The sequence below is a fragment of the Deltaproteobacteria bacterium CG11_big_fil_rev_8_21_14_0_20_42_23 genome, from assembly GCA_002796345.1.
Classification (GTDB): Bacteria; UBA10199; UBA10199; order 2-02-FULL-44-16; family 2-02-FULL-44-16; genus 1-14-0-20-42-23.
In genome coordinates, this window is the sequence record PCXC01000051.1 from 6,167 (window position 1) to 16,499 (window position 10,333).

7 protein-coding genes are annotated in these 10,333 nt (G+C 42.5%); 1 reads left to right on the plus strand and 6 read right to left on the minus strand.

The features are described 5' to 3' along the window. Nucleotides 1–761: 761 nt before the first annotated feature. The 6 genes from COV43_06400 to COV43_06425 form a co-directional block, all read right to left on the minus strand. Nucleotides 762–2,855, minus strand: coding sequence for a copper-translocating P-type ATPase (locus COV43_06400; GenBank protein ID PIR25222.1), 2,094 nt, complete (start codon nt 2,853–2,855; stop codon nt 762–764). 104 nt (nt 2,856–2,959) lie between these two features. Continuing rightward, nucleotides 2,960–3,454 carry a hypothetical protein gene (locus tag COV43_06405; GenBank protein PIR25216.1) on the minus strand — a complete coding sequence of 165 codons (495 nt, stop codon included), beginning with the start codon at nt 3,452–3,454 and terminating at the stop codon, nt 2,960–2,962. A gap of 4 nt (nt 3,455–3,458) precedes the next feature. Continuing rightward, a complete protein-coding gene (locus tag COV43_06410; protein PIR25217.1) occupies nt 3,459–6,611 on the minus strand; it encodes a CusA/CzcA family heavy metal efflux RND transporter in 3,153 nt (1,050 codons plus the stop codon). 9 nt (nt 6,612–6,620) lie between these two features. Then, the gene (locus tag COV43_06415; GenBank protein PIR25218.1) at nt 6,621–7,703 is read right to left on the minus strand and encodes a hypothetical protein; all 1,083 of its coding nucleotides are present in this window, start codon (nt 7,701–7,703) and stop codon (nt 6,621–6,623) included. Beyond that, entirely contained in the window at nt 7,696–8,985 is a 1,290-nt protein-coding gene (locus COV43_06420) for a hypothetical protein (GenBank protein PIR25219.1), read from the minus strand. Before COV43_06420 ends, COV43_06415 begins: the two co-directional genes overlap by 8 nt. Nucleotides 8,986–9,049: 64 nt before the next feature. Further along, nucleotides 9,050–9,436, minus strand: a complete 387-nt coding sequence (locus COV43_06425; GenBank protein ID PIR25220.1) for a hypothetical protein — start codon at nt 9,434–9,436, stop codon at nt 9,050–9,052. A 184-nt stretch (nt 9,437–9,620) separates the two neighbouring features. Between COV43_06425 and COV43_06430 the strand changes: the two genes are divergently transcribed. Continuing rightward, the gene (locus COV43_06430; GenBank protein PIR25221.1) at nt 9,621–10,163 is read left to right on the plus strand and encodes a hypothetical protein; all 543 of its coding nucleotides are present in this window, start codon (nt 9,621–9,623) and stop codon (nt 10,161–10,163) included. Nucleotides 10,164–10,333: the final 170 nt, after the last annotated feature.

Below are 10,333 nucleotides of genomic sequence, written 5' to 3' on the forward strand. Positions count from 1 at the left end.
TGGGGGAATACTTCCGGATGTTGTTGGAATATCAAATGCCATGTTGGAGCGGTATCTCAACGGTCAGCAAAAGCTGGAAGAAGTATACCAGAGCAAAGTTTGGTTTGAAGAAGGCTTAAGCTTGATTGAAACTTTTGGAAGTGGTGAAGAACAGCAACAGCAAGGCTTCAACTTCTTAAACGCAGTTCTTCCTGCTGACTATGCAAAGCTTGAACTTAAAATGCTTAGCTTAACGCGTGAACAAAGAGCTTTATTGCTTTATCAACAACAAGCTCAACGCATCATCAATACGCATCTCGAAAAAATAGCAACTGGAGAAGCAAATGTCCTCCGTTTACTTGTAACCGCATTGCTCACAGCACATCCTGAATTCAGGGGGAAACTAAAAACAATAATGGAAAACTTGCCTAGGCAAAATCAAACAACAGCTCTGCGCATGTGGATTGAAGAGGATGACGTCACGTTTTCAGGCCATCTCGCCCCAGACGAATTTTACGGACAAGTAAAAATGCTTCTCACCCAACACCTCGGCGTTTCTGAAGCTGACGCCAAATGCTTTATTGATGCTGATCGCAGGGCAAGAGGTGTTTAGAGTTGTGAGGCTGTTGTTTCTCACTGCAAGAACTCTAACTCCCCCAACCCCCTCTTAATCTAAGAGGGGGAAATTGTCAGAGGAGATTCTTCTCTTCGTTCAGAATGACAAAGCAAAAAAAGTATTAAGTACCATCGCACTATTGTCCTATTGAACCATCACCCCAGTCTTACTTCATATGACGTAGACGCAATGCGTTTCCGATAACGGAGACAGAACTTAAGCTCATGGCGGCAGCTGCGATGACAGGGCTGAGAAGAATTCCGAAAAAGGGATAGAGTAAGCCTGCAGCAAGAGGAACGCCAAGGGCGTTGTAGAAAAAGGCAAAGAAAAGGTTTTGTTTGATGTTGCGCATGGTGCCTTTGCTTAACAAACGTGCTTTTGCAATGCCACGAAGATCGCCTTTTACTAAAGTAACCGCGGCGCTTTCCATAGCAACATCGGTTCCTGTTCCCATTGCAATTCCCACTTGAGCTTGAGCAAGTGCCGGAGCATCATTGATGCCATCTCCAGCCATAGCAACAACTGCGCCCGAAGCTTGAAGGTCTTTTATTTTTTGAAGTTTTTGTTCGGGTAAAACTCCTGCGAGAACTTCATCAATCTGAAGTATTTTGGCAACGGCACGTGCGGTTTTTTCATTATCCCCTGTGACCATGATCACCTTTATACCTTCTTTATGTAAGGTTTTGATTGCGTCAGGTGTTGAGCTTTTGATGCGATCGGCGATGCCGATAATGCCAACAAGTTTTTCATCACGTGCAAAGTAGATGAGTGTTTCAGCTTTTTCTTGAAGCTGTTTTGCTTTTTCTTCAAGTGGAGAAAGATCAATGTGCATTTCATCCATCAGCGTTTTGTTTCCCAGGGAAATGCTTTTGCCTTCAACGTTTCCCCTTACGCCTTTTCCAGTGAAGGCTTCAAAATGTTGGACAGAATAGAGTGAAAGGTTTTCTTCGCTCGCTTTTTCGAGAAGAGCAGCGCCAAGTGGATGTTCGCTTCCCGCTTCTAAACTTGCGGCGTAATGAATAAGTTCGGTGTGAGAAAAATTTTCAAGCGTTTCGAGAGATTTTACTTTTGGCTTTCCCTCCGTGAGTGTTCCCGTTTTATCGACAAGCAATACATTCACCGTGCGCAAGATTTCGATGGCTTCGGCATTTCTAAACAGAATTCCAGAGCTTGCTCCCTTTCCCGTTGCAACCATGATGGATAAAGGTGTCGCGAGACCAAGTGCACAAGGGCAAGCAATGATTAAAACGGAAACAGCATTGATAAGAGCGTAAGCCATGCGAGGCTCTGGCCCAACGAAGGCCCAAACGGCAAAACTTAACATCGCGCAAGCAATCACGGCGGGCACAAAGTAAGCCGACACTTGATCGGCAAGTTTTTGAATAGGAGCTCGGCTGCGTTGTGCTTCACTTACCATGTGAATGATGTTGGCCAATAATGTTTCGGCGCCAACTTTTTCTGCCCTCATGAGCAAGGTAGAATTTTTGTTTAAAGTAGCAGCGATAATTTTTTCAGATTTCTTTTTTAAAACAGGAGTTGGTTCTCCGGTGATCATTGATTCGTCGATGAAGCTTTCGCCTTCAAGTATAATTCCATCAACAGGAATTTTTTCTCCTGGGCGGATGCGCAAAACATCTCCCACTTTTACTTCATCTAATGGGATGTCTTCTTCCTTTCCATTTTCTCTCACAATTCGCGCTTGCTTCGGAGCAAGATCTAGCAAGGCTTTAATGGCGCTGCTAGTTTGTGCTCTCGCTTTAAGTTCCAAAACCTGACCCAAAAGAATTAACACAACGATGCTTGCTGCTGCTTCAAAATAAACTGCAACTTGTCCCTCATTGGTTCGAAAAGAATCTGGAAAAAAATCAGGAAAGAGAGACGCGATGAGGCTGAAAAAATAGGCCACACCAACACCAATGCTAATAAGGGTAAACATATTGAGTGATTTGTTGACGATGGATTTCCATCCACGAACGAAAAAAGGATAAGCTCCCCATAATACTACTGGCGTGCAAAGTGCGAGTTCGATGAAGCGGAGAGTGGAAGCTTGAACCCAGCGTTCGAAAAAAGCTTCCTTCATCAACATGCTGCCCATCGTAATAACAAGAAGAGGAAGGGTGAGGAAAAGAGTAATCCAGAAACGTTTTTTCATTTCACGCAACTCAGAATTATCGTGATCAGAAAATGGATTTTTTGGTTCAAGTGCCATGCCGCAAAGCGGGCAATCACCCGGCTCTGCGCGGATTACCTCAGGGTGCATTGGGCATGTCCACTCTTGAGAGGTGATGTTGTTTTCCTGTAGCTCAGAAAGTTTCTTTTTTTTATCGTGGGAATGATGATGGCAACACTCTGACATAAGTTCTCCTATTTAGGTTTAATCGCTTTCGTGCTGTTTTCGATCCAGTCAAGAATAACTGCTTTATCGGCTGGCGTTAGTTTCGAATTCCAATGCATAAGTTTGTATTGAAGAGGAGGCATGTCGTTTTCTTCCAGCACTTCATCAAGTTCTTCTAATTGTTTTTGTGCGCTGGGATGATGGCCAGCAAAGGGAAAGCCGTTGGTCATATCCATATGTTCTAGGCCTTCTTCGATATCGCTATCCATAAGTTGTTTTATACCAGGAACTTTGTAGTACCACGGATACACGGTGTTTTTGGAGTGACAATCAAAACATTTTGCTTCGAAAATAGGCTTTACCTTTTTTTGGTAATCAAGGTTGATTGACTGCAAAGTACTTGGTGATGCAGTTTCTAGCTCGGGTGCATTTTTTGCTTTTTCATTTTCATCTGCCAAAAGAAAATGAGTGGAAAAAAGAAACGTTCCACACATAACGAGCGTGAGTGTGATTTGTTTTTTCATAACTTTATCCTTCTTTCATTTTAACTTCTTGATGAGAAAATTCCTTTTGCTTCAAGCTCATAAAAAGAAGTGGAATAATAATGAGCACTAACACTGTTGAGCTGAGCATGCCACCAATTAGCGGAGTTGCAAGTGGCTTCGTCAGATCAGATCCGGTTCCCGTTGACCACATGATTGGAATCAGGCCAATAAGCGAAGTGCCAACGGTCATCAGTTTTGGACGAAGTCTCAAAAGAGATCCTTCAAGTGTGGCCTGATAAATTTCGTCTTTCGTAATGGGAATGCCTTGCTGGATGCGGGTTTCCAAGGCTTCGTTTAAATACACCAGCATCACCACTCCTGTTTCCACCACAACCCCCGAAAGCGCAATATACCCAACCCACACGGCCACACTAAAATTGTATCCCAAGAGCCATTGCAGAAAAAGTCCGCCAATGAGGCCGAAGGGAACCGAAAGGACCACCAGCAAACTTTCGCTCCACGAGTGAAAAGTGAAATAAAGAAAAAGAAAAATAATCAGAATCACCGCCGGAATGAGCAGTTGAAGTTTTTGTTTTGCACGAAGTTGATTTTCATATTGTCCGCTCCACGAAAGATAATAGCCTTGAGGAAGTTTTATTTCTTTTTCCAGTTTTGCCTTTGCTTCATCCACAAAACTTCCTACATCGCGGCCTCTCACATTCAAAAAAACGATGGCGCGGAGCAGAGAATTTTCACTGCTTATCATTGGTGGGCCAGAGGTAATGTTGATGTTCGCAACTTGACCTAACGGCACTTGCACTCGTGGCGCGGGGTTGCGCCAGTTCCAAGCATTTGCAACCAAAACTTGTTTTAAGTTTTCGGGATCGTTACGAAAATCTTTTGCGTACCGAACTCGAATAGGAAAGCGAGAGCGTCCTTCAATAGCGGTTGAAATATTCATTCCACCGATTGCGGTTTCAACCATGTCTTGAACATCGCCAACGTGCAAACCCAGTCTGGCTGAGGTTTCGCGGTTCACATCGATGTCCAGATATTTTCCACCCATCACTCGTTCGGCATAAAGATCTACCGTTCCTGGAATATTTTTTAAAACTTTTTCAACTTGAAAAGCCAAGTCTTGTAAGGTGTTGAGATCATCTCCAAAAATTTTCACGCCCAAATCAGTTCGTACTCCTGTTGCGAGCATGTTGATGCGGTTAATAATGGGCTGTGTCCATGCGTTGGTGACGCCTGGTATTTGAAGTAGTTCATTTAATTCGGCGATGATGTCATCTTTGGTAATCCCGGATCTCCACTCACTTTTTGGTTTGAGTGTGATGATACTTTCGATCATTGAAACAGGAGCGGGATCTGTTGCGGTTTTTGCGCGTCCAACTTTCCCAAGAACAGATGCAACTTCAGGATGATTTGAAATAATTTTGTCTTGCACTTGCACAATTCGCTTCGCCTCGGAAACCGTGACGTTTGGCAGCGTTACTGGCATGAAGAGCAAGCTGCCTTCATCTAAAGGCGGCATAAATTCTTTTCCGATTCTGGTAGAAATTCCAAGTGAAATCAAAAAGAGAAGAAGTGTTCCGATGAGAACTTTTTTCTTGTGGTGAAGAGACCAAACAAGTGCTGGTTGATAGAGTCGAGAAAAAAATCGAGAAAGGCGATTATCTTTTTCACTTCTGAATTTTCCCTTCATAAACAAATTCATCAAAAGAGGAACAAGCGTTATCGCAATGAAGGCGGCGGCCAACATGGCAAAGGTTTTGGTGAAAGCGAGTGGATGAAAAAGTTTTCCTTCCTGACCTTCCAAAAGAAAAAGAGGAGAGAAAGAAAGAATAATAATCAGGAGTGAAAAGAAAATAGGTCGTCCAACTTGCTTGGCCGATGTAAGTATAATTTCTTTTCGTTCTTCTTCTGTTTTTGGTTTTCCACTTTCCAGATGTCGATACGCATTTTCCACCATCACCACGGAAGCATCCACCAGCACTCCAATGGCAATGGCAATTCCACCTAAGCTCATAATGTTGGATGTGATGCTCAAGTATTTCATGAAAATGAGAGAAACCAATATGGCAATTGGAAGTGAAATGATAATCACAAGCGCACTTGGAAAGTGATACAGAAAAAGAAGAACAATGAGACTCACAATAATTATTTCTTCAAGCAGTGTGTGTTTCAAAGTTGAGAGAGCCCGCTCGATGAGGTTGGATCGATCGTAGGCAGTTTTGATGCTTACACCTTGCGGAAGACCTTTTGCAATTTCTGCAATTTTTGCTTTTACGAGATCGATCACTTCTTTTGCATTTTCACCATAGCGCATCACGACAATTCCACCCACCACTTCACCGTCGCCGTTTTTGTCCAGCAAGCCGCGGCGAATGTCTGAGCCAAGTTGAACTGCTGCAACATCCTTTACAAAAACAGGAGTTCCTTTTTCATTTACGCCCACCACAATATTTTCCAGGTCAGTTTTTGATTTGATGTATCCTAATCCGCGCACAACATATTCGATGTTGTTCATTTCAAGTAATTTTCCACCAACATCGTTATTGCTTTTTCTCACTGCAGCTACAATGTGTTGAAGATCTACGTTGTGAGAAAGAAGTTTGTTGGGATTCACATCAATTTGATATTGTTTCACAAACCCGCCAACGCTTGCTACTTCTGCAACTCCGGGCACCGAGTTTAATTGATAGCGAATGTACCAATCTTGTAAGGTGCGAAGTTCACCTAAGTCGTGCGTTTCACTTTCCACGGTGTACCAGTAAACATGGCCAACGCCAGTTCCATCTGGGCCAAGTGTTGGCATAACTCCATCTGGTAAAAGTCCGCTTGCGAAATTGAGTTTTTCTAACACACGAGTTCGTGCCCAATAGACATCAACATCATCTTGAAAAATCACATAGATGAGAGAGTAGCCAAAAAAAGATTGAGCGCGCACAACTTTTAATTTTGGCAAGCCTTGCAAATTGCTGGCAAGGGGATAAGTGATTTGATCTTCGATTACTTGCGGAGATCTTCCTTGCCATTCGGTGTAGACGATGACTTGGTTGTCTGAGAGATCGGGAATGGCATCAACAGGAGTGTTGAATGCAGCCCAAAATCCCCACAAGATGAGGAGAAGATAAAATAAAATAATCAGCATTTTATTTTTTGTGGAATATTCGATTATTTTTTCAATCATAGCTTGCTCCTAATGCTGATGTGCCGGCGTTGTGCCTTGTTCAAAACTTGAGTTGAGTTCGGCTTCAGAATCAAGCAGGAAGCCGCCTTGCGAAACAACTTCTTCGCCTTCACTTATTCCTTCTTCTACGATGAAGTGATCATCAGCTTTTTCTCCCAACACAATGCTTCGCGGCGCAAAATGATTTTTTTCAACGACAACCCAGACAACTTTTTTTGTTCCGGTGTTAATGACACTGGAACTTGGAATGCTTAAGTGTTCACCAAGATCGAGGTGAATTTCAGTGTGAGCAAACATTTCTGGAAACACTTGAGTTGCGTGAGATGCGTTAACTTGAATGCGTACTTTTGATGTACGAGTTGTGTGATCGAGGACAGGGCTTATTGCTGCTACAGTTCCAAAAACGGGTGAAGCATTTTTTCCAAAATGGATTTTAACTTGTTGTCCTTGTTTTATATTTTTGAGTTCTTCTTCATACACGGAAGCATTGATCCATACTGGTTTTCCTGGCGATGTGATATAAAGCGACTCATCTGCTTTTTTTGTTTTTTGAAGTATGCGGAGTTCTTCTTTGCTGATTCCAAGAAGTTCTAATTTTTTTTGTGCCGCTTGAAGAAGTGTATTGTTTTGGGCGTGAATATCAGAAAAACCACTTCGTGAAGATGACTGTGTAAGGTTCAGTGCGCTAATGTATTCTTGTTCAGCGATAAAAAGCTCGCGATCATAAGCCACAATACTTGCTGCTCGAAGAGTTTTGAAAAGATTTTTCTTTTCCACTTTGGTGGTAGCAACATTTCCCAACATTTGCTGCTGAGGAGAAAGGCTAAGCGTTTTGATTTCGTTACTCAAACTCTCTTTTGCATTTTCTTCATGACGCTGCGTTTCTTTTTTAATCAAGCGCATTCCACAGATAGGACAGTTTCCTGGTTTGTCCTGTTTGATTTGCGGATGCATCGAACAAGTGTAGTACACATTTTCTTGTTCATGCTGATGCGTATTCTGAAAAACAGTGTGATACAGAAAATAACTTCCCACGGCTAAAAGAAAAAGCAGTGCTGCAAGAAAGTATTTTTTTTGTGTTGATTTATTCATGGCTTTCTCCTCGTGGTGAAGCAAAGTTTTTTCCTAAAAGATAATTTAATTTTGCAACGGCTTGCGCAGAACTGGTTTCAGCAGCGACAAGTTCTAGCTCAAAATGTTGAACTGAAAGTTGATTTGTTAACACATTGATAAATTCAATTTTTCCAGTTTGATATGCACTTTTTGAATTCGCAAAAGCAGCTTTGGCTTGTGGTAACAAAGCTTGGCGGATGAGCGTTTGTTTTTTTTGCGTTCGTTTAAGCTCAGCGGTGATTTCTTCAAGTGAAGAGGAAAGTCTGTTTTTAGTAGATTGAGCTAAAGCTTGTGATTGTTGAAGCAGAGCTTTGCTTTCAAGTATTTTTTTATTTTGTTTTCGAGCCGCAAAAATCGGCAAAGGAACAGAAAGAGAAACGCTAAAAAAATCTTCTCCTTGAACAGGATCGTTGGCCATAAAGGCACGTTGTCTATAAGCCAGCCCAAGATCCACATTGGGAAGTGCCGAAAGCGTTGCGAGTCGTTTTTCCATTTTTGCAACGTCAATTTGTTTTTGTGAAATGAGATAACGCCAGTTTGTTTTTTGAGCTTTGGCAAAAAGAATTTTTGCTTCGGGAGATATTTTTGAGTTTGGAGTATTTTTCGAAAACAAAAGTTTTTCTTCTAAAGCATGACCAACTAAAAATTCAATGTGACTTCTCAAGCTTGTTTGTTCTTTTTCTAAATCCAACAATTGTTCTGCAGTGCTGCCATAATCAATTTGCGCCTTCAGCACATCTTGTTCTGTGGACATGTTGCTTGCAAATTTTTGTTGTGAAATGGCAACTAATTCTTTCGAAATGTTTTGGTTACGTTTTATAATGTCAATGGAACGCGTTATCAAAAAGTATTGATAATAGTGATGCTGCAATTCCCAAATAATTTTCCCAATCGTATCTTGAGCCTTCAGCGCTTCTGCATCAGATTGAAGTGAGGCCTTCTTTTTGGAAGTTCCTTTTTTCCCGGGGAAGGGAATGTTTTGCTTCAAGCCATATTGAATGCCACTCATCGGTGTTCTTTTGAGTGAGGGATCTCCCACGGGAACGTTCGAAAACTCTACACTTGCGCGTGGATCATCCCAAGCGCCGGCTTGTGGAATTCTGGCTTCGGCTGCAAGAAGGCTTGCCTTTGCGGCTTGAATTTCAGGATTGGAAATGAGGGCTTCTTGAATTAACTGCTCAAGACCCATTCCATTCCCAGCCAAAGTGGGAGCGCTCACAAAAACTTGAGCTAAAAAAAGTGCGAGAAAAATACGTTTCATACTTTATCCTTATCGTAAAAAAGATCATCACCGCCATGCGAATGGCGTACGAAAAAGATAAAGCTTAAATGGTGAAAACGTTTTTGATGAGGTAAAGCGGTGGCGCGGAAGAAGAGTGAAAACGTTCATGCTCTGACGTAAAGAAGTTTTGTTTTACCACTTGAACATCAAGTGAGCTGAAGAGAATGGTGGCAAAGCCAAGGAGGGTAAAGTGTTGAAGTGAGTTTACTTCTGAAAAAGCTTGAAAAAACTGATCCGAATTGTGGGTGCAGTTTGATTTTTGCGTTTGAGGCTCGGTTTGTTCTTCTTGTTGGTTTTCGCAGCAGCTATGAGTTGACGTTTCGAGAGACTCACTTGCTTGACATACCGAGGCACACACCAGTGCAGCCGACGAGCAGAGCCAAGCTGCAAGCAGAATCCAACGAAAATTCTTTTGGGCCAACTTTTGCATAGATAGAATAATGATGAACTCTATTTGCTTGAAATACAAGCACTTTTTTTCAAGTGCTTGGAATAAAAGACCATTTTTGGGCTGAAAAAAGCCTTCAAAACGTTAAAAAACACGAAACTTTTTTCTTCATCCCACGATAAAGGCGAGAGATGAACGATCAGATTTAGAATGAAAAGGAGTGAATATGGCTGGAATTTTACAATTGGGAATAGCGGCTAAAGCCCCTTCGCTTGCTTCTTCGCTAGCATCTGTGAATGCTGCCTTTGCGGGCAGAAATCTTAGCAAAGCCCCGGCTTTTTTTGTGGGACATGTTTCAGCGCCTTCACTTTCAAGGCCATCAGCACCAACACTTTTTGCGCGCTCTGCTGTAGCAGCGCTTGCGGTGGCGAGTGCTGCGCCATATTCGGAAGAAACAGCGCCGGGTTCATGGTTTGTCTTGTTGCCGGCACTGTTAACAGCCATTACTTTTGCGGCAAAGCTTGCTCGCTCTCAAAAACCAAAGAGTCTCGATCTTGCAAATATCGCCTTCTTTGCATCGCTTTCAGTGTTTGCAGCATCAGTAGGTATTACGCTTGGTCTCGATCCATGGCCGCAGCCGCAAGGCCACATTTCAGAGCTTGGAAAATTGCTTGGATCTGCGTTTGTTGGCGGAGGCTTCGCTGCACTTTCTCCTGAGCGTCGAAAACAAATTCTTGCTACCATTTTCCGTACTTTATCGGACGATTAGAACAAAAGGGGCCAAGTCTTTGCCCCATTTTTTGGGGAAGGATTTATGAAGGATCAATAATTTGAAGTTCGCGGATACTTGTGCTGCTAGGGCGTGTTAACACTATTTAAGACCCTCCACGATAAGCACGAAAAGAATAAAGCCAATGAACATGATGTCGAGCTTTTCAA